This is a genomic window from Pseudomonas sp. SLFW (assembly GCF_009905615.1).
Classification (GTDB): domain Bacteria; phylum Pseudomonadota; class Gammaproteobacteria; order Pseudomonadales; family Pseudomonadaceae; genus Aquipseudomonas; species Aquipseudomonas bambusae.
The window spans coordinates 1-18,985 of sequence record NZ_JAAAKW010000034.1 but is presented as its reverse complement, the minus strand read 5'-3'; the positions used below and the strand labels follow the sequence as shown (position 1 = coordinate 18,985).

The following is an 18,985-nucleotide window of genomic DNA, read 5'->3' as shown; positions in this document are numbered from 1 at the left end:
GGCCGGGCCGCTAAAAGAGGGGCATTTCACGATCAGATGACCGCGAGAATCGCTTGGGTCACTGCTTCAATGTTGCGCTTGTTCAACGCCGCCACGCAGATGCGACCGGTGTCCAGCGCATAGATGCCGAACTCATTGCGCAGACGATGCACCTGCGGCGTGGTCAGGCCCGAGTACGAGAACATGCCACGCTGGCGCGCCACGAAGCTGAAGTCCTGACCCGCGGCGTTGTTCGCCAGACGTTGGGTCATTTCTTCGCGCATGCCTTTGATCCGCACACGCATTTCAGCCAGCTCGTCCTCCCACTTCTGACGCAACTCAGGGTTGTTCAGCACTGCAGCGACGATGGTCGCGCCGTGGGTCGGCGGGTTGGAGTAGTTGGTGCGGATGACACGCTTGACCTGCGACAGTACGCGCGAGGTCTCTTCTTGCGAATCGGTGACGATGGACAGCGCGCCGACACGCTCGCCGTACAGCGAGAACGACTTGGAGAACGAGCTGGAGGCGAAGAAGGTCAGGCCGGAATCGGCGAACAGACGCACAGCGGCGGCGTCTTCGTCGATGCCGTCGCCAAAGCCCTGATAGGCCATGTCGAGGAACGGCACGTGGCCCTTGGCTTTCAGCACTTCGAGGACTTTTTTCCAGTCTTCGAGGGTCAGGTCAACGCCGGTCGGGTTGTGGCAGCAGGCGTGCAGCACGACGATGGAGCCGGACGGCAGGTTCTGCAGGTCTTCCAGCATGCCCGCGCGGTTCACGTCGTGGGTCGCGGCGTCGTAGTAGCGGTAGTTCTGCACCGGGAAACCGGCGGTTTCGAACAGCGCGCGGTGGTTTTCCCAGCTCGGGTCGCTGATGGCCACGACGGCGTTCGGCGACAGTTGCTTGAGGAAGTCTGCACCGATTTTCAGGGCGCCCGTGCCGCCGACGGCCTGCACGGTCACGACGCGGCCCGAAGCCAGCAGTGGCGACTCGGCACCGAACAGCAGGGTTTGCACGGCCTTGTCGTAGGCGGCGATGCCGTCAATCGGCAGGTAGCCACGCGGGACGTGTTGAGCGACGCGAATTTCCTCTGCTTCGGCAACGGCACGCAGCAGCGGAATTTTCCCTTCTTCGTTGCTGTAAACGCCCACACCCAGGTTGACCTTGGTGGTACGGGTATCGGCGTTGAATGCTTCGTTGAGGCCCAGGATAGGATCGCGTGGTGCCATTTCGACAGCGGAAAACAGGCTCATTTTTGCAGGGGCTCTGAATGGGAGTGAATGGATTGCATCGCTCCGGCCGAGTGCACTAGAGCGGTGCGCAAACGGGGAGTCAGTATAGAGAGCATCGTGGACGGGGGCGACAGGCGGGGGGCGGTTTTTTCCGGGTTTTTCAGATTATTTTCGACCATTAGTCATGTCACGCGGACTAATGTCCTGATGATGGCTTGAAAGCTGGCGTTGGCGACTCCATTTGTAGTCCCATCACACACCTTCATGTACATCTTTTCTCATGGCGAGATCAGTCGTCCGCGCTCATTACGCCTTGGCTCCGAATCTTCCTGCGAGCGAGGGCGAACACAGAGGTACGTCATGTCCGAGTTTCAGCTCGTTACCCGTTTTGAGCCGGCCGGTGATCAACCGGAGGCGATTCGTCAGTTGGTAGAAGGCATCGACGCCGGTTTGTCTCACCAGACCCTGCTCGGGGTGACCGGCTCAGGCAAGACCTTCAGTATCGCCAACGTGATTCAGCAAGTGCAGCGCCCGACCATGGTGCTGGCGCCGAACAAAACCCTGGCTGCGCAGCTGTATGGAGAGTTCAAGGCGTTTTTTCCGAATAACGCCGTCGAATACTTCGTCTCTTATTACGACTACTACCAGCCCGAAGCCTACGTGCCGTCGTCGGACACCTTCATCGAGAAGGATGCGTCGATCAACGACCACATCGAGCAGATGCGTTTGTCCGCGACCAAGGCGCTGCTGGAGCGCAAGGACGCGATCATCGTCACCACGGTGTCGTGCATCTACGGCCTGGGCAGCCCGGAAACTTACTTGCGGATGGTGCTGCACGTCGATCGCGGCGACAAAATGGACCAGCGCGCCTTGCTGCGCCGTCTCGCCGACTTGCAATACACCCGCAATGACATGGACTTTGCCCGTGCGACCTTCCGCGTGCGCGGCGACGTGATTGATATCTTCCCGGCGGAATCGGACCTGGAAGCCATCCGCATCGAGCTGTTCGACGATGAAGTCGAGAGCCTGTCGGCTTTCGACCCATTGACCGGCGAGGTGATCCGCAAGTTGCCGCGTTTCACCTTCTACCCGAAAAGCCACTACGTGACCCCGCGCGAAACGCTGCTGGACGCGATGGAAGGGATCAAGGTCGAGTTGCAGGAACGTCTGGAATACCTGCGCGGCGCGAACAAGCTGGTGGAAGCGCAGCGGCTGGAGCAGCGCACCCGGTTCGACCTGGAAATGATCCTCGAACTGGGCTACTGCAACGGCATCGAGAACTACTCGCGCTACCTGTCGGGACGTCCCGCCGGTGCGCCGCCGCCGACCCTCTACGACTACCTCCCGGCCGACGCGCTGCTAGTGATCGACGAATCCCACGTCAGCGTGCCTCAGGTCGGCGCGATGTACAAAGGCGACCGTTCGCGCAAGGAAACCCTGGTGGAATACGGCTTCCGACTGCCGTCGGCGCTGGACAACCGGCCCATGCGCTTCGATGAATGGGAAGGTGTCAGTCCGCAGACCATTTTCGTCTCGGCGACCCCCGGCCCGTACGAAGGCGAGCACGCTGGCCGTACGGTCGAACAGGTGGTGCGCCCCACCGGTCTGGTGGACCCGCAGATCGAGATTCGCCCGGCGCTGACTCAGGTCGACGATCTGCTGTCCGAGATTCACAAACGTGTGGCGGTGGAAGAGCGGGTGCTGGTCACGACGCTGACCAAGCGCATGTCCGAAGACCTCACCGATTACCTGGCCGACCACGGCGTGCGTGTGCGCTATCTGCACTCGGACATCGACACGGTGGAGCGGGTCGAGATCATCCGCGACCTGCGTTTGGGCACTTTCGACGTGTTGGTGGGGATCAACCTGTTGCGCGAAGGCCTGGACATGCCGGAAGTGTCGCTGGTGGCCATTCTCGACGCTGACAAAGAAGGCTTCCTGCGTTCCGAACGCTCGCTGATTCAGACCATTGGCCGTGCGGCGCGGAACCTCAACGGCCGGGCGATTCTCTACGCCGACAACATCACTGGCTCCATGGAACGGGCGATTGGCGAGACCGAGCGCCGTCGCGACAAGCAGATCGCGTTCAACCTGGCCAACGGCATCACCCCGAAAGGCGTGTTCAAGGACGTCGCCGACATCATGGAAGGCGCCACCGTGCCAGGCTCGCGCAGCAAGAAGCGCAAAGGCATGGCCAAGGCCGCCGAAGAAAACGCCAGGTACGAGGCCGAACTGCGCTCGCCGAGCGAAATCACCAAACGCATTCGTCAGCTGGAAGAGAAGATGTATCAGCTCGCCCGCGACCTGGAATTCGAAGCCGCCGCACAGATGCGCGACGAAATCACCAAATTGCGTGAGCGGTTGTTGGCGGTTTGATTCACCGCATGGCTATTGGCTAAACGGCGATCACCTGTAGGAGCGAATTCATTCGCGAAAAATCGTTCAGGCGACAGGGATGTGTCGCCTGCACCGGCCTATCATCGGAATGCCATCCAGAATGCACCCGCCCCACAGCAGGGATGCGCGCGTTCAACCGACTGAAAACAAGAAAGGCCCCATCGATGCAACGAACCACCGAACGCTTGATCCTCAGACCGCCCACCCGCGACGACCTCGCCAGCCTGTTCGCCATCTACGGCGACCCGGCGACTCACCAGTTCAACCCTTTCGGACCTCTGACCCAGCTTGATCAGGCGCAATCCCTGCTCGACGGTTGGTTGGCTCACTGGGAGGAAAAGGGCTACGGGCAATGGGCGATCTGCACGTGTGAGTTTCCTGATGAAGTGATCGGCTTCGGCGGCCTCGATGCCCGTCGCTATGGCGACGTTCTGCGGTTGAATCTGGGCTACCGCTTCGGCCCCAAGGCCTGGGGGAAGGGGTTCGCCACCGAACTCAGTCAGGCGGCGCTGGCATTTGGGTTCGTTGAGCTACGAGTGCCCGAGGTCTACGCGGTGGTCAGACCCCTGCACCATGCGTCGATCCGCGTGCTGGAGAAGGTTGGCATGCAGCGCATCGATACCCTCGACGACGTCCCGGGGCAGGCGCCGAGCCTGGTGTATCGGTCGATGCGCCCGGCCTGAAGCGACCGGGCTGCGACGGTGGAAGGCGTCAGTCTTCGCTCAACTCGCAAAATCGCAGCCGATTGCCAAACGGGTCGGCGATTTCCATCACTTTGCCCCAGCCTTGGTCCTGAATGCCCGGTCGGGCGTGTTTGTAGCGTTTGGCGTTGAGTTCGGCGTGAAGGCTGTGGATGTCGTTCACCGGCACAAAGACCGTCGACCCCGGCGTGGCGTCGCCATGGTGGCCGGTCAGGTGAATCACCAGATCGCCTCGGCGGGCTTGGGCATACAGCGGGAGGTCGTCTTCAAAGCGATGCTCCCATTCAATCTGAAAGCCGAGAAAGTCGACGTAGAACGCCTTGGCCTGTTCTTCGGAAAAGATCCGCAACAGCGGAATGGCCCCTGAAATCTGCATGACACCCTGCTTCCTTGAAGGTTGAAGAGGGGCGAGTCTAGCCCAATCGGTGCGCCAGGCCAGCGTCGACTTTCCGACAGACAGCGGTGTTTGCGCAAACAGGTTGCCAAGCAACGGCACATTGCCATATGTATAGTGCCGTTATCACCGCTTCCGGGCATCGTCCATGAAATTCCTGCGCCCTTTGTGGTTGATGTGCTGCTGCCTGTTCGCGTCCTTGCACGCCAACGGCGCCGAGCAAACGCTGCGCGTTCTGGCCTGGCCGGGTTATGCCGACAGCGATCTGGTGAGCGTGTTCGAGAAGCGCTTCAAAGTGAAGGTCGAGGTCACGCTGGTGGGCAGCGACGAGGTGCTGCGCAGCAAATTGGCGGAAAACCACGGCGGCGATTTTGACGTCATCGCGGCCAACACGGCCGAGATTCATAACTACGCGAATCTGGGCCTGCTGCAGCCCGTGCACCCGGAACGGATCGCCAACACAGCGCGTCAGTTGCCGCGTTTTCGAGATTATTCCCGGCTGCCCGACATCATCGTGAAGGGCCAGACGTACGCCATCCCCTACCTGTGGTCTGACATGGGGCTGATTTACGACCGCAAGCAATTCAGCCAGCCGCCGGACTCGATCACCAGCATGTGGGACCCGCGATTTCAGGGGCGAGTGCTGGCGTTCAACACCAGTAATCACAATTTCTCCATCGCGAGCCTGGCCTTGGGCGGTGACCCTTTTCAGATTTCACCGGAAGATTTTCCGCGGGTCACCGACAAACTGATCGCCTTGCGCCGCAATGTGCTGACGTTCTATGCCTTGCCGGAAGAGGCTGCCGAGTTGTTCCGCAGCCATTCCGTGGCATTGATATTTGCCAATTACGGTCGTCAGCAGCTCAAACAGCTGCGCGACGACGGCGCCGATGTTGGCTACGTCGTGCCCCGCGAGGGCGCGCTGGCGTGGCTCGATTGCTGGGCCATCAGCAGCGGGGCGCGGGACCCGGTACTGGCGGCGGCGTGGATCAATTACATGCTCCAACCTGAGGTCAGCCGCGTCATCACCGAGCGTCAGGACCTTTCCAATACCTTGCAGGAACCCAGGGACGCCAGCCCGTCGAACCGTCTCATCTGGCTGCGCCCGGTAGAGGACGACCAGCGGCGAGCGGCGTTATGGCAACGCATCGTGTCCGGCGAACGGCCGCCATTGGGGGAATCGCGATGAGGTTCGGCATAGCGTTCAAGCTGGGTTGTTTAATGGCGCTGTTCGGCATGCTGCCGACAGGGCTGGCGGGTTATTACATTTACCACAGCAGCCGGGACCTGCTGCTGCAGGCGGCCGAGCGCGACTTGCTGACCTCGGTACAAGTGCTGGGGCGCAACTTGCACGCCAGCCTGCGTAACATTTCGCTGGACGCCCAGGTGTTGACCAATGGCCCGCAGGTTCATGACCTGGACGCGATCCAAGACCCGGCACTGCGCACGACCGTGCAGGACAACCTGGCCGAGTCGTTCCGAGCGATGCTGCTGGCCCACCCCGACTACATGCAGATTCGTCTGATCAGCACCACTGACCACGGGCTTGAGATAGTGCGGCAGGACCGCGACGGGTCGAATATCGTCAGGGTCGAGGGCGCGGACCTGCAAGAGAAGGGGCATTACGGCTACGTTTTCGAGGCGCTGCACATGCCGGTGGGCGAGGTGCGGATTTCCCCCATCGTCATCAACCACGAGCAGGGCGCTCATTCGGGCCTCGGCAAGCCGACGTTGCATGTGTCGACACCGGTGGCAAACGCCGACGGCAAGGTGTTTGCGCTGCTGGTGATCAACGTCGATCTGGATCAGTTGTTCACACAGTTGCAGGGCGATCTGCCGAAGGAATACCAGGTGTACCTGAGCAACCGTTGGGGCGATCTGCTGGTGCATCCCGACCATCGACGCACGTTCGGTTTCGATCAGGGGCGTCGTCTGTTTTTGCAGGATGAGTTTCCCGAAGTGTCCCGTCTGTTGGCTGACACCGGGCCGACGGCGTTGATCGGTCGCAGCGTGGAAGGTGATCGGCGCGACAAGCTGGTCGCCGCCTTCGTCAAGCTGTCCGACAATGCCGCCTCGGCCCCCTTTGTGGTGCTGGGGCTGGGTCAGCCGCAGAGCCACGTGCTGGCACAGACCTCGCGGGCGGGCACCAGCATCCTGCAGATTGCGCTGCTGTTCAGCGTGCTGGCGCTGTTGGCGGCGGTGATTGCGTCCCGGGCTTTGATCCGGCCGCTGCGCAGCATGACCGATGCCGTGGAGTTGTTTTCCCGGGAGCGCAAGATCAGCGAACTGCCGCCACGGGCGGACGAATTGGGCGTGTTGGCTCACCGTTTTCACGCGATGAAACAGGAAATCCTCACCCAGCTTGGTGACCTGACCAGCAGCCGCGCGGCGTTCGAACATCTGGCCCGGCATGACCCCCTGACTGAACTGCCGAATCGGCGCATGTGTTTCGAGCAACTGGAGCAGGCGTTGGTCGCGGCGCGGGTGAACGACCGGAAAATGGCGCTGGTGTTCGTCGATCTGGACCACTTCAAGGAAATCAACGACGAGCACGGCCACCGCTTTGGCGATCTGGTGTTGCAGGCCGTGGCCAAACTGCTGACCTCATCCAGCGAGGGGGCGGACTGTGTCGCGCGTCTGGGCGGTGATGAATTCGTGATGTGTTTCAGCGACCTCAAGGACCCGCAGAAAATCATCGGGCTGCTGGAAAAACTGCACCAGTGCTTCCAGTTGCCGCTGTTTATCGAGGGGCATCGGGTGAAAATCCACGCCAGCATGGGCGTCAGCCTGTTCCCACGGGATGGCGACGACATCGGGACATTGATTCAACACGCCGACCACGCGATGTACCGGGCCAAAAGTGCGGGGCGCAACCGGTATTCGTTCGAGGTGTTGGGCGGGGACTGACGCGATTCGCCCCGGCGACGTTCTCGGTCACCGGGGCAATCCGGCGTTCCGTCACACAGAATCGCTGCTGCCGAAGGTCCGTACGCAGGTCCAGATCGCCACCAGAATCGGCAGTCCCAGACACCACAGCCCCACGGCAAGGTACAGCAACGCCGCGCCAATGCAGCCCAGCGTGAACCCCAGCAGATTCCAGCCAATCGGCTTCAAGCGCTGCTTGATCGCGGCCCGCTGTGTTTCGTCACGCAAGCCGATCAAGGCGAACACGTCGATGGCACCCTGTGTAACGTTGCCGGTCATCAGCGTGGTGGGCGGAGCGCCGTTGAGGTGCTGGCGGGAGATGGCGTTCTGGATCGCCATGGCCGCCACGCCGACCATGCCGGTGATCAGCGCAGCGCTGCTGTCGCCGTCGTGGAACGGCCCCAGGCCAATGGCAAGCACGCCGAACAGCGCCAGCATCAGGGTGTGCAGGATGAGCAAGGGACGCAACGGCGTCAGCCCGCGACGGTGGATCGAGACCGCCGCGAGGTGGGTCAGGCCCACCACCAGCGCGAACACGGGCAACGCCAGCAGTTTGGCCAGCGCCCCCGACGTGCCGTGAACGATGCTCACGCCGAGGGTCACGAAGTTGCCGGTGACATGCGCGGTGAACAGGCCCTGCAATGCGAGAAAGCCGACGGTGTCGACGAAACCGCCGTTAAAGCTGAGCGCCGGGGCCATGGAGCGGTGGAGGGTGGGCATGGAAAAGCTCCTTGTCGGGTCATCGGTTCAGGGGGCGGGGGCCTGATCGAGTGGTTTCTTCAGTGTGTCCTGCGGTTGTGGGACATAGATCGCCAGCAGCATCGCCCCCAGGCTCAGCCCGGCCAGCGCCACTGAGCCGACGTCAATCGCCAGGTCCAGGCCCCACGCGGTCGCGGCTCGACCGAGCAGCATCGCAACCACCCCTTGCATCAGGTACGCCACCAGAAACAGCGCAGACAATGTACCGGCCCGGTGATGGATCGGCGCGTGAGCATTGATCAGGTTCAGCCCGCCCATGAACAGCAGGCTGTAACCGGCGCCACTGGCGGCGCTGGACAGCAGGAAAACCGGCAGCGCGTGAGTGGCCGTCGCCAGCATCAGCAGTAACAGGCTGACCATCGAAAAGCCCGCGCCCGCAATGATCGACAGCTTCGAGGTGAACCGCTTGGCGACGATACCGGTGAAGCCCAGCACGATGGCAAACAGCGATATCGCGCCGCCGTTGACCAGCGCGTTATTGGAGCCGATCAGGTCGTGGGCGATCTGCGAACCCAGCGACAGCATCGTTGCGCCCACTGAGTACGCACTCAGCACGGCGCTCACCGACACCAAAAAGGTGCGGCGCAGCGGGGGATGAATCCGGGGCAGCTTCAAGGTCCAGCGTTGGCGGCTTTCTGCCTTGGTGTGCCGGGGCAAGTGCCAGACGCCGTACAGCGTCGCCAGCAGCACGATTACCAACACCCAGAAACTCAGGCGGGTGGGGAAGGGCGCGTATTGGATCAGCCCGCCGCCGAGGATCAAGGCCGCTGCCAGACCGAACGCCTGGGCCGCGGTGGTGATCGCACCGGCCAATTTCGCCTTACCGGGTGCGCTGAATTCCACCACCGCTGCGGCTGAAGGCCCGGCGGACAGGCCGACCCCGATGCCCATGAAAGCACGGCCGATCAACAGCCAGATCACGTTGGGCGCGACGGCAAACAACAGCACGCCGATCAGCGAGGCGGTCAGCCCCAGCAACATGGCGGCGCGACGGCCGATGTAATCGGAGAGATCGCCGAGGGCAATCAGGGTGGCGACGACGAACACGGGAAACACGGCGAAAATCAGTGTGGTGACCGTGGGCGTCAGTTGCCATTGGTGAGCGTAAAGCGGGTACATCATGGCCGGGGCGGCGCTGGTCCAGAGGGTATGGACGACCACGGCGGCGGCGACCCAGAAACTGCGCTGGCGGCCCCAGGTGTTCAGGGAATGGCTCATGTCAGTGGCCTTGATGGGGTCAGTGATGACGTTAAGGTCGGAAAAGGGTTAAGGCCTAGTACGGGCGTGCGGTTGTTCATGAGTTCGGGGTTCGGTGCGGCCGCGACAGCGTCGGGTCAGTTGCCGATGTGACACCTGACCCTCTGCCGTTGCGGCGGGCGATCCTCAGTTCAGGTGCGCTTTCAGCTCGCCGGCCGCCTGACGCATCGCTGCCTTGACCTCTGGGATGTTGCTCAACGGGTTGAGCAGGCCATAGTCGTGGACCATGCCGTTGTAGCGCACGGCAGTGACGTCCACCCCGGCGGCGTCCAGCTTGCGGGCGTAGGTTTCGCCTTCGTCACGCAACACATCCAGACCGGCCGTCTGCACCAGCGCAGGTGGCAGACCTTTCAATTGCTCGGTGGTCGCACGCAGCGGCGAGGCATAGATCTCGGCGCGTTGCTTGGCGTCCGTGGTGTAGCTGTCCCAGAACCAGGTCATCATGTTCTTGGTCAGGAAATGGCCCTCAGCGTAGGTCTGGTAGGACCCGGTGTCGAAGTTGGCGTCAGTCACCGGCCACAGCAGCAATTGGAAGCGCAGTTTCGGTGTGCCCTGTTCCTTGGCTTTCAGGGCCACCACCGCCGCCATGTTGCCGCCGACGCTGTTCCCGGCCACGGCCAGGCGCGAGCTGTCCACGTTGATCTCTTTGCCGTGCTGCGCCACCCACTGGGTCGCTGCGTAGGCCTGGTTGATTGCCGTCGGATAATGCGCTTCCGGCGACGGCGTGTAATCCACGTAGACCGCCACGGCACCCGAGCCCACCACCAGATCGCGGATCAGACGGGCATGGGTCGGGTAATCGCCCAGCACCCAGCCCCCGCCGTGGAAGTACATGAACACCGGCAGCTCACCCTTGAGGCCCGCTGGACGCACGATGGTCAGCTTGATGCTCTGGCCGTTGGCCTGAAGGGTCTTCTCGCTGACCTGAATCCCCGACATGTCCACCTTCACCGAGTTTTGCGCGCCGGTCAGGACCGCACGGGCATCCTTTGGGCTCAACTGTTCGATCGGCTTGCCACCACCCGCAGCCAGTGCGTTGAGGAACGCCTGCGTCTGATGTTCTGGAACGGCCGTCTCGGCGGCGAAGGCATTGCCGATGGACAGGGCCAGTGCGGCGGCGGTGAGGGCTTTCTTGAACGGGGTCAGTGAGCGAGTGGACATGGTGTGTTCCCTTCAATGTCGAAATGGTCAGTCGTGAGTCGCCATGTGCAACGCGTCTGGCTGCGTATTGGCTGGCTTGGGACTCAATGTACGGACTGAACAGCGCGGGAACAATTAGGCTAAACCGAGACTCATTGTTTCTTATTTAGGGACGATAACCTGAGGCGGTTTCACTCGCGACACTCTTGCAAGGGAACGACGGCGCCGTCCTTAACGCCGCGTCATGCCATGAACGCTCCAGTGAAAGCGCGTCTGCATTTCCCAGACGAGGGTGAGCCACGCACCGATGGCGTTGGCAAGGTGATGGGCGCGATTGGGTTGGCGATGGTCTGGCGTGATGTGCATGGGGGAATCCTCGGAACGCGAGCGCTGAGTGGGTATGGCGGCATCTTCGCTGATCGAGGCTTACTGCATAAAGGCGAGGAATCAGGTAGCACTTTCACCTTGATGGTGAAAATGGCGCGAAGGGCCTGCAGCGGGAGGGGCCGCCGCACACCCTTCGGGATGCGCCATGTCAGCGGGGCAGGCCGCTGACGGGGCGTGATCTTAGGTGTCGAGTTCATCCAGAGTATTGACATAGCGCAAGCCTTTTTCGGCCAGGCGTGTCCGCATGTCGTAAATGTCCACGCCCAGTTCGCCGCTGGCCAGGCGCAGCGTTTTTTGTGCTTCCAGGTCAGCGCGTGCCCGGCTGGCCTCGACGACGCGCTGGATTTCGCCGCGACGCACGACAACCACCCCATCGTCGTCGGCCACCACCACGTCGCCGGGCTCGACCAGCTGATCGCCGCACACCAGCGGCACGTTCACGGAACCGAGGGTTTCCTTGATGGTGCCTTGGGCGCAAACGGCCCGCGACCAGACCGGGAACCCCATCTCGCGCAGCGCCTGAGTGTCGCGCACCCCCGCGTCGATGATCAGCGCACGCACGCCCCGGGCCTTGACGGACGTTGCCAGCAAGTCACCGAAATAGCCGTCGCTGCACGGCGAGCTGGGCGCGACCACCAGGATATCGCCGGGTTGGCACTGTTCCACCGCCACATGGAACATCCAGTTGTCACCGGGGGACACCAGCACCGTGACCGCCGAACCGCTGATGGTCGTGCCGAACTGAATCGGGCTGATCGAGGTGGACAACAGGCCTTTGCGCCCTTGGGCTTCATGCACGGTCGCCACGCCGAAGCGTTGCAGCTCATCGATCAACGTGGCGTCGGCGCGCTCGACATGACGCACCACGACCCCGGTCTTGCCGATCCATTGGCTCATGACAGGTTCTCCGTGACGCGCGGGAAGACACTTTGGTAACCCTCGGCGTAGACGATGTCGCGACTGGAGGTGATACCGACGTTGCGTTTGGCCTGCACGCCCCGTTGCAGCGCCACGCGGGTGTAGTACTCCCAGAGGTGTTCCTGACCGGCCATGCACTGGATCGCGGCGTATTTCTTGTCCCAGACCTGAGTGATGTCGAGCAGCACGTCCGGACGCCACTCGCTCTGTTCCGGCTGATGGGGTTCGAAGCTGTACACCGGTGGCGCACCGACGATTTTCTCCCCTGGCCGGTAGCCTTCGGCCTGGGCGATGATGCGCGCCTCCTGGGTCAGGTTCATGGCCAGCGGATGGTCGTAGTTGTACGGGTCTTTGGGCGAGTGACTGAGGACGAACTCGGGCTGGACGCGACGAAACACGTTCGCGAGGCGAAACAGCGTCTCTTTGTCCGCCCGCATCGGGTAGTCGCCCATGTCGAAGAACTCCACGCTCGCGCCAAGCACATCAGCTGCGGCCTGGGCTTCCTGGCGCCGGGCGGCTTTGACTTTCTCTTCGTTCATCTCGCCCTTGCGCCAGAGCTTGGCGGATTCACCGCGCTCGCCGAAGGACAGGCAGACGATGTGCACGGCGTACCCCTGAAGGGTGTGCAGGGCAATGGCGCCGCCCGCGCGCCAGACGAAATCGGCGGAGTGGGCGCTGACGACCAGCGCGGTTTTGGTGGGTGCGCTCATGTTGGACGATCCTCTTGCTTGCAAAAAAAGGGACGGGGGCCGCAGTCGAACCCCGTGTCAGTCATCACGCTCAGTCGCCGCCGGACGGCGAAGCGAGGCCGAACATGCCGCCGAAACTCAACTGAACGTTGAGCCCGTATGCCAGCATGTTCTTGGGCAGCGTGGCGGTTTTGGGGATGCCGGAGTTGTCCGGGTTCATGATGTATTGCACGTTGGGCATGAGGATCACGCCGGGGATCACGTGCCAGCCGTAGTTGAGTTCGAACGAGTATTCGTGGGGGTTGTTGCTGCCGTGGCCACCGGCGCGGACGCGAGAGTCGTGCAGGAAATCCCGCTCCTTGTCGGTGAGGTTGAACATCGAGGCCGACAACCCGATGGTGTCCTGGGGTCGGGACGCGGTCGGGCCGGTGAGCACGAAGCCGCCGAGGAACTGCTGCTTCATGATTTCCTCGTCTTCCAGTTGCTGCACGACGCCGCCGAACACCGTGAGGTTGCGGGAGGATTTCGGGTCCGGTCGCCAGATCACTTTGTCCCCCAACAGGTAAACGCCCTTGCGTTCCTGATTGACCGTTTCGGCGGTGCCCCCGAAACGTCCGAGGGAGCGGCCTGCGGTGTTGTAGTAAGTGTCCGGGCGCGGCGCGGTGCTGACGTACCCGCCGACCTTGACCTCGAAATTGCCTTTCTCCACCCAGCCCCATTCCAGCGGAATCGTCACGCCGTTGGCCTCGCCAATCGAGAAGTCCATGCCGTTGCTGGCGGAGGTGGTCGGGTTGACCTCGTAGACCCCGGTTTCGACGTAGGTGTTGGGCGTCGTGCGGTAGCGGGCGTTGATGCCCCAGGTCGCCGATGGCAGCAGGCTGTAACCTGCTTCGGAGTTAATGAGCCGGGGTACGCCACAGGTGTTGCCTGCCTGGAACTGGCAGTTGGTGCTCAGCTTGGCGTAGTAGCTGGTGGTGCCCAGCCGCCCGAGGATGATGTCGAGCCGGTCGTCCAGCAGCTTCTGCTCGAAGGCAAAGGTGCCCAAGTGCCAGCGCGGAAACTCGTTTTTGTAGATGTGCTGCTGCTTGGGAAACGTGCCGGTGATGTCGTGGTTGAGCCCGTAGCCGTAATCCTTGTAGACCGTGAAGTGGAAGCTGCTGCCGGTGGTGCCGATCAGCTTGTCCAGGTTCAGGTCTGCGCCAAGGTTGAACTGGCCGACGTTGCTGTGGCCCTGTGCAACCGCGCCCGTGGTGTTGCGGGCGTACTGGTTGATCAGATTGGCGCGCAAAAAGATGCCTCGGTCGGCCAGGTCCCGGAGTGCCCCCGCAATGCCCGTGGGCCGGGTTTGCGGGGCGTCGGTGGAGGCGGGGGATTCGCTGACGCTCGCGTCGGGCGTGCCCGGCAGGCGGGTCGAACCAGGGTTGTCCGCACCGGGCAACGGGGCCGCCAGTGCAACGCCATGGGCCATCGAAACCATGACCCCAAGGGCCAGCATCTGTGTTGTTTTTGTTTTCATGAGTCGTGTGTCCTCGCCGAATGTCGGGTGCGCGTCTCTCTTGCGCCCCCGCAATCCGGTGGTGGTTATTGTTTTTGTTGTGGTGGGACGGGTGTCAGGCGGCTCGGTAGCCCGCATCCAGCTCGCTGTGCAGACGCGGTCGGTCGATGGCGTTTTCCCATTTGCCGACCACCAGCGTCGCCACGCAATTACCGGCGATGTTGGTGAAGACAAACGCCGAGGCGAGGATGCGATGCACGCCCAGAATCAGCGCGATGCTGGCCACGGGAATCGCGTGGGTGGCGGCCAGGGTCATGGCCAGCACCGCAATGGCCGACCCCGCCACGCCCGCGCCGCCTTTAGAGGTGACCAGCAACACGAACAGCAGCGACAGTTGTTGCTCCCATCCCAATGCCGTGCCGGTGGCCTGGGCGAGAAACACCGAGACTGCCGCGAAGTACAGGCAGGTGCCGTCGTGGTTGAAGCTGTAGCCGGTGGGCAATACCAGGCCGACCACGGATTCCTCCACGCCCAGCCGCTTGAGCTTGGCGATCAGTTGCGGGAAGACACTTTCCGAGGAGTTGGTGCCGATCACCAGAATCAGCTCCTCGCGGATGTAGCGCATGAGTTTCAGCAGGCTGAACCCGGCGTACCAAGCCACCGGTGCCAGCACGATGAGGAAGAAGATCGCGCAGGTCAGGTAGAACTCGCCCACCAGGGCCGCCAACGGCACGAGGGACTTCAGCCCGAATTTCGCGACGGTGAAGGCGATGGCACCAAAGGCGGCGATGGGCGCCAGCTTCATCGCCAGGCGAATGACCCAGAACAGCGCCTGCGACACCGTTTCCACGACGTTCAACACCGGCTGGGCTTTATCGCCCAACGACGCCAGGCCACAGGCGAACAGCACCGAGAACACGAGGATTTGCAGGATTTCACCTTCGGCAAACGCGCCGGTGGCGGTCTTCGGCACGAGGTTGAGCATGAACTCTCCGAGGCTCATGTTCGCAGCGGGGTGCACGGCTTCGCCAGCGGTGCGCAACAGCTCCGGGTCGATATTCATGCCCACGCCGGGCTTGAGCACGTTGATGGTGACCAGGCCGATCACCAGCGCCAGGGTCGTGATCACCTCGAAATAAACGATGGCTTTGATCGCGATCCTGCCCACTTTGCCGAGGTCTCTGACACTGGCGATGCCGTGGGTGACGGTGCAGAAGATGATCAGGCCGACCACCATCTGGATCAGGCGGATGAACACATCGCCCAAGGGTTTGAGGCTCTGGCCAATGTCGGGGGCGAGGGCGCCGACGGCGACGCCCAAGACCATGCCGGTCAGCACTTGAAAGGTCAGGTCCTCGTAGAACCGGGTCTTGCGCCGGGCGGCAGCGCCAGCAGCGGGTGAAATGATACGAGTCATGACGGACTCCACGATAAGGGGTGAAGCGGCCGGGAGCCGCTTATTCGGTGTCGCTGCCCAACAGCTTGCGCGCTGGGGCGAACACTTCTTGTAAGGTCAGGCGACGGGGCAACAGCCCCTGTTTCACACAGGCTTCGATCGTGAATTCCAGCGGCCCTGCCAGGCTATCGAAGCCAAATATCGTCGGGCAGGGTTGCTCAGTGTCGCGCAATACGCCGTGGATCTGGCGATCGGCCTCGCGCAGCAGTTCATAGGCGCGCCTGATCGCGTCGGGCTGATCTTCGCAAGCTCGCGCACTGGCCACCACCAGGTGGTTGATCGGCATGAAACGATGGTTGCGCCACCAGGCCAGGTCGCGGTTCGCGGCGTCTTTGATCAAGGGCACGAATTCCTCGCCCGAGGGTAAGTCATTGCCGAGGATCGCGGCCTGGACGTCCCCGTCCTTGAGCATTTGCAGCGAGCCTTTGGTGCCGGGAATCTGCTCGACGAAGGCCGGGTTATGGTACTGCTCGACGTGGGCCGGGTCGTGGGTGATCCAGTGCACGCGGGCGATGTCCAGCCCGTGATCCTCGGCCAGATGGGCGCGCACCCACATGCCGGTGGTCTGGGTGTAGGCGCGTACGCCGATGCGCTGGCCGATCAGGTCGGCTTCGTCGGGCACGCCGTTGGGGCCGTAACCGATCAGGCAACCACGCTGAAAGCGCGAGGCGACCACCGCGGGCAGCAGGACCACCGGACGGCCGTAAGCAATGGCTTGCAGCGCCGTCACCACGGCCAGTTCGCAAAGGTCATACGCCTGATCGCGAACCATCGGCGCGAACGCTTTGTGCACCACCGGAAAATCCTGGAAATCCAGATTCACCGCAGGGTCAGTCAGCGTCTTGGCATGCAGTGCCTCGGTGTGGCGGTAGCGACCGAGGACGGTGCGCAGACTCGCAACGGGCTTCATCAGCGAGCTCCCGACGACTGAAACGGGTACAGGCGTCGCGCGGTTCCGCTGGCGATGGCCTGTTGCTCGTTGGATGACAGCTCGCCCAGAACGGAGCGGGCGGTGTCGGCCAGTTCTGCCAGCGTGCCAGCAGCGGCGGGGAAGTTCGAACCCCAGGCGATGTGATCCGCGCCGAAGGCGGCAATGATCGTGCGCAGGAAGTCGACGGGGGTGGATTGGCCTTCCGCCGACGCCGCAAGCGTGCGGTTGGTAAGTTTCAGGTGCACGCCGGGGAAGGTCGCCAGGTCGAGCAGCGCCTTGGACGCTGCGTAGGGCGCGCCTTCGTTCAGCACCGGCCGGGCGCAGTGATCGAGCAACACGATGGCCTTCGGGAAACGTTCGAGCAGGCTGCGCAGGGCGGGTATGCCTTCCATGGTCATTTGCAGGCAGACCGGAATGCCGTGGGCTTCGGCATACGCCCACGCCGGATAGGAATCGGCGTGCCCCAGCCAGTCGCCCTGACCCGGCATGGTGCTGCCGGTGGTGAACAGGCGGAAGCCCGACAGGCCCTGATCTTGCCAGTAAGCGATCTTGTCGACGGCATCGGTGGCCAGCGCATCCAGCGAGTACACCCCCACCAGACGATCGCGATGGGCACGCACGGTTTCAGTGACGTAGCGGTTGTCGTGGCCGTAGACCGTCGAGGCCTGGACCACCACGGCCTGTTCGATGTCGGCAGCGTCCATGGCGCGCAGCAGGCCCTCGGCATCGACCGGACGGGCACGGGACCATTCCGATTGGTGGCCGCCGATGGGATCGGTGGGGTAACGGGCGCTGTCGGGGGAAATGACGTGGGTGTGGGTATCAAGCAGCTTCACAAGTGCCTCGACTCTTGAAATGACGGGTATTCGGATTAGCTATTGAATTGAATTTTTTGTCGTTCGCTAACGTATCCGCTCCCGAGCAACTATCCATGGATGTATACGACAGGGGAAATTCGAATTACGCTCCGGCCATTGGTTTTGGCTAAAGAACAGAAAAATGGATCAGGTCTGGTCATTCAATCTTCGTCACCTTGGCGCGCTGCTGGAAGTCGCGCAGGCCTGCAACATCAGCCTGGCGGCGAGAACCGTGAACCTGTCGCAGCCGGCATTGGCGCAGGCGATCTCCCGCATCGAGCGTCTGCTGGATGCCCGCCTGTTCGAGCGTCGCTCGGGAGGCGTGACCATCACCGCCGCAGGCAGCCAGTTCGTGCCCCGCACCGAGCGAGCGCTGGCCTTTCTGGCCCGGGGTGTCGCGCACATTCGCCGCAGCCACGGCATGCCGACGCTGCCACGGCTTGAGCAGCGGGTGACCATGAGCCAGCTGCGGGCGCTGGTGTCGGTGGTGGGCGTGGGCAGCTACACCCGTGCGGCGAGCGAACTGGGCCTGTCGCAGCCGTCGTTGCACCGGGCGATGCGCGAATTGCAGGACATCATCGACATCCCGTTGCTGGAACGCTCCGGACGAGCGATACGCGCCACCGTGCCCGCCGAACGGCTGGTGCATTTTGTCCGACTAATGCTGGCAGAACTGCGTGCCGGGATCGACGAACTCTCCACCCGGGACGAAGGGCTGGGCGGCACTTTGCACATCGGCGTACTGCCTGTAGCGCGGGCGTGGTTTCTGCCCAAAGTGCTCGCCGAGTTCTGCACCCGCTGGCCGGCCGCGTCCGTCGACATCCTCGAAGGCCCGTATGCCGAACTGCTGACGCACTTGCGCCAGGGCGACGTGGATCTGTTGATCGGCTCCCAACGCGAATCCGTGCCCGAACAGGACGTCGTCCAACAGGCACTGTTCGACGACGAACTGGTCATCGTCGGCCGCGCCGGGCATCCCCTGCACGGAAAAACCGCGCTGGACACCGCCGACCTGCTGAACCACCACTGGGTCATGCCCGCGCCCGGCACCCCCATGCGCGTGAGCTGGGAACGCATGTTTCAGGTGCGCGGCCAGACCCCACCGGTGCTCCGCGTGCAATGCGGATCGCTGACCATCAAGCGCGGCCTCATGATGGAAGGCGACTGGCTCACCCTCATGTCCCGAGACCAGTTTCGGCTGGAAAGTCAGGTGGGACAACTGGTGGAAATCGGCTCCCCCGGACAAGGCTTCTGGCGCACCATTGCACTGACCCGCCGCACCGATTGGCGGCCTACGTTGTTGCAGGCTTCGTTTATTGAGTTGCTGGGGAGTGTGGCGGGGGAGAGCAAGGGCGGCTGGTGCGGCCTGGTCAGGCTGCCGTCACGGCAGGAGCGGTGCTTCGTGCCGGCTGGGGGCGCCCCAGTCATCAAGGCTGCTGAAGAGCACGATCCCTGCGCCCAGGGGGCGGCC

Annotated in this window: 17 protein-coding genes; 5 read left to right on the top strand and 12 right to left on the bottom strand. The window is 62.8% G+C overall.

Annotated features, from left to right (window positions below):
- Positions 1-32 precede the first annotated feature (32 nt).
- Positions 33-1,229 (bottom strand): amino acid aminotransferase, encoded by a 1,197-nt coding sequence (locus GVN17_RS28355; protein ID WP_166598581.1) that lies wholly within the window; start codon positions 1,227-1,229, stop codon positions 33-35.
- 339 nt (positions 1,230-1,568) lie between these two features.
- On the opposite strand from GVN17_RS28355, the gene uvrB reads away from it, so the two are divergent.
- Together uvrB and GVN17_RS28345 are read left to right on the top strand one after the other, a co-directional pair.
- Entirely contained in the window at positions 1,569-3,584 is a 2,016-nt protein-coding gene (uvrB, locus tag GVN17_RS28350) for an excinuclease ABC subunit UvrB (RefSeq protein ID WP_166598580.1), read from the top strand.
- A 185-nt stretch (positions 3,585-3,769) separates the two neighbouring features.
- The gene (locus GVN17_RS28345) at positions 3,770-4,288 is read left to right on the top strand and encodes a GNAT family N-acetyltransferase (protein WP_166598579.1); all 519 of its coding nucleotides are present in this window, start codon (positions 3,770-3,772) and stop codon (positions 4,286-4,288) included.
- A 28-nt stretch (positions 4,289-4,316) separates the two neighbouring features.
- On the opposite strand, the gene GVN17_RS28340 is transcribed toward GVN17_RS28345, so the two are convergent.
- Complete coding sequence (locus GVN17_RS28340) at positions 4,317-4,682, bottom strand: glyoxalase superfamily protein (protein WP_166598578.1); 366 nt, start codon at positions 4,680-4,682, stop codon at positions 4,317-4,319.
- Between the two features lie 166 nt (positions 4,683-4,848).
- On the opposite strand from GVN17_RS28340, the gene GVN17_RS28335 reads away from it, so the two are divergent.
- Both GVN17_RS28335 and GVN17_RS28330 read left to right on the top strand, forming a co-directional pair.
- A complete protein-coding gene (locus GVN17_RS28335) occupies positions 4,849-5,889 on the top strand; it encodes a PotD/PotF family extracellular solute-binding protein (protein WP_166598577.1) in 1,041 nt (346 codons plus the stop codon).
- Entirely contained in the window at positions 5,886-7,607 is a 1,722-nt protein-coding gene (locus tag GVN17_RS28330) for a sensor domain-containing diguanylate cyclase (protein WP_166598576.1), read from the top strand. The genes GVN17_RS28335 and GVN17_RS28330 overlap by 4 nt, the downstream gene beginning before the upstream one ends.
- A gap of 51 nt (positions 7,608-7,658) precedes the next feature.
- Here GVN17_RS28330 and GVN17_RS28325 read toward each other — a convergent pair whose 3' ends face one another.
- From GVN17_RS28325 to GVN17_RS28285, 10 genes are all read right to left on the bottom strand, one after another.
- A complete protein-coding gene (locus tag GVN17_RS28325) occupies positions 7,659-8,345 on the bottom strand; it encodes a YoaK family protein (protein ID WP_166598575.1) in 687 nt (228 codons plus the stop codon).
- A gap of 27 nt (positions 8,346-8,372) precedes the next feature.
- Positions 8,373-9,602: an MFS transporter gene (locus tag GVN17_RS28320; protein ID WP_166598574.1), complete on the bottom strand. Its 1,230-nt coding sequence runs from the start codon at positions 9,600-9,602 to the stop codon at positions 8,373-8,375.
- Positions 9,603-9,767: 165 nt separating this feature from the next.
- Positions 9,768-10,802 carry an alpha/beta hydrolase gene (locus GVN17_RS28315; protein WP_371928638.1) on the bottom strand — a complete coding sequence of 345 codons (1,035 nt, stop codon included), beginning with the start codon at positions 10,800-10,802 and terminating at the stop codon, positions 9,768-9,770.
- A 210-nt stretch (positions 10,803-11,012) separates the two neighbouring features.
- Entirely contained in the window at positions 11,013-11,147 is a 135-nt protein-coding gene (locus GVN17_RS29780; protein WP_256665504.1) for a hypothetical protein, read from the bottom strand.
- Positions 11,148-11,348: 201 nt separating this feature from the next.
- Positions 11,349-12,065 (bottom strand): 4-carboxy-4-hydroxy-2-oxoadipate aldolase/oxaloacetate decarboxylase, encoded by a 717-nt coding sequence (locus GVN17_RS28310; RefSeq protein WP_166598573.1) that lies wholly within the window; start codon positions 12,063-12,065, stop codon positions 11,349-11,351.
- Positions 12,062-12,796 (bottom strand): 4-oxalmesaconate hydratase, encoded by a 735-nt coding sequence (gene galB, locus GVN17_RS28305; RefSeq protein ID WP_166598572.1) that lies wholly within the window; start codon positions 12,794-12,796, stop codon positions 12,062-12,064. The genes GVN17_RS28310 and galB overlap by 4 nt, the downstream gene beginning before the upstream one ends.
- A gap of 70 nt (positions 12,797-12,866) precedes the next feature.
- On the bottom strand, positions 12,867-14,291 hold the full coding sequence (locus GVN17_RS28300) for a carbohydrate porin (RefSeq protein ID WP_166598571.1): 1,425 nt from the start codon (positions 14,289-14,291) through the stop codon (positions 12,867-12,869).
- A gap of 94 nt (positions 14,292-14,385) precedes the next feature.
- Positions 14,386-15,687: a C4-dicarboxylate transporter DctA gene (gene dctA / locus GVN17_RS28295; RefSeq protein WP_166598570.1), complete on the bottom strand. Its 1,302-nt coding sequence runs from the start codon at positions 15,685-15,687 to the stop codon at positions 14,386-14,388.
- Positions 15,688-15,727: 40 nt separating this feature from the next.
- Positions 15,728-16,636 carry a hypothetical protein gene (locus tag GVN17_RS28290; RefSeq protein ID WP_166598569.1) on the bottom strand — a complete coding sequence of 303 codons (909 nt, stop codon included), beginning with the start codon at positions 16,634-16,636 and terminating at the stop codon, positions 15,728-15,730.
- The gene (locus tag GVN17_RS28285; RefSeq protein WP_166598568.1) at positions 16,636-17,493 is read right to left on the bottom strand and encodes an amidohydrolase family protein; all 858 of its coding nucleotides are present in this window, start codon (positions 17,491-17,493) and stop codon (positions 16,636-16,638) included. Before GVN17_RS28285 ends, GVN17_RS28290 begins: the two co-directional genes overlap by 1 nt.
- Before the next feature lie 163 nt (positions 17,494-17,656).
- Here GVN17_RS28285 and GVN17_RS28280 point away from each other — a divergent pair.
- Positions 17,657-18,985: LysR family transcriptional regulator (locus GVN17_RS28280; RefSeq protein WP_166598567.1), on the top strand; the 1,329-nt coding region annotated here is incomplete at its 3' end.

Coding starts and splice junctions, on each gene's coding strand:
- GVN17_RS28345 (WP_166598579.1), top strand. CDS start 3,770: ATGCAACGAACCACCGAACGCTTGATCCTCAGACCGCCCACCCGCGAC.
- GVN17_RS28315 (WP_371928638.1), bottom strand. CDS start 10,802: ATGTCCACTCGCTCACTGACCCCGTTCAAGAAAGCCCTCACCGCCGCC.
- GVN17_RS29780 (WP_256665504.1), bottom strand. CDS start 11,147: ATGCACATCACGCCAGACCATCGCCAACCCAATCGCGCCCATCACCTT.
- uvrB (WP_166598580.1), top strand. CDS start 1,569: ATGTCCGAGTTTCAGCTCGTTACCCGTTTTGAGCCGGCCGGTGATCAA.
- GVN17_RS28290 (WP_166598569.1), bottom strand. CDS start 16,636: ATGAAGCCCGTTGCGAGTCTGCGCACCGTCCTCGGTCGCTACCGCCAC.
- GVN17_RS28300 (WP_166598571.1), bottom strand. CDS start 14,291: ATGAAAACAAAAACAACACAGATGCTGGCCCTTGGGGTCATGGTTTCG.
- dctA (WP_166598570.1), bottom strand. CDS start 15,687: ATGACTCGTATCATTTCACCCGCTGCTGGCGCTGCCGCCCGGCGCAAG.
- GVN17_RS28320 (WP_166598574.1), bottom strand. CDS start 9,602: ATGAGCCATTCCCTGAACACCTGGGGCCGCCAGCGCAGTTTCTGGGTC.
- galB (WP_166598572.1), bottom strand. CDS start 12,796: ATGAGCGCACCCACCAAAACCGCGCTGGTCGTCAGCGCCCACTCCGCC.
- GVN17_RS28310 (WP_166598573.1), bottom strand. CDS start 12,065: ATGAGCCAATGGATCGGCAAGACCGGGGTCGTGGTGCGTCATGTCGAG.
- GVN17_RS28335 (WP_166598577.1), top strand. CDS start 4,849: ATGAAATTCCTGCGCCCTTTGTGGTTGATGTGCTGCTGCCTGTTCGCG.
- GVN17_RS28340 (WP_166598578.1), bottom strand. CDS start 4,682: ATGCAGATTTCAGGGGCCATTCCGCTGTTGCGGATCTTTTCCGAAGAA.
- GVN17_RS28325 (WP_166598575.1), bottom strand. CDS start 8,345: ATGCCCACCCTCCACCGCTCCATGGCCCCGGCGCTCAGCTTTAACGGC.
- GVN17_RS28330 (WP_166598576.1), top strand. CDS start 5,886: ATGAGGTTCGGCATAGCGTTCAAGCTGGGTTGTTTAATGGCGCTGTTC.
- GVN17_RS28355 (WP_166598581.1), bottom strand. CDS start 1,229: ATGAGCCTGTTTTCCGCTGTCGAAATGGCACCACGCGATCCTATCCTG.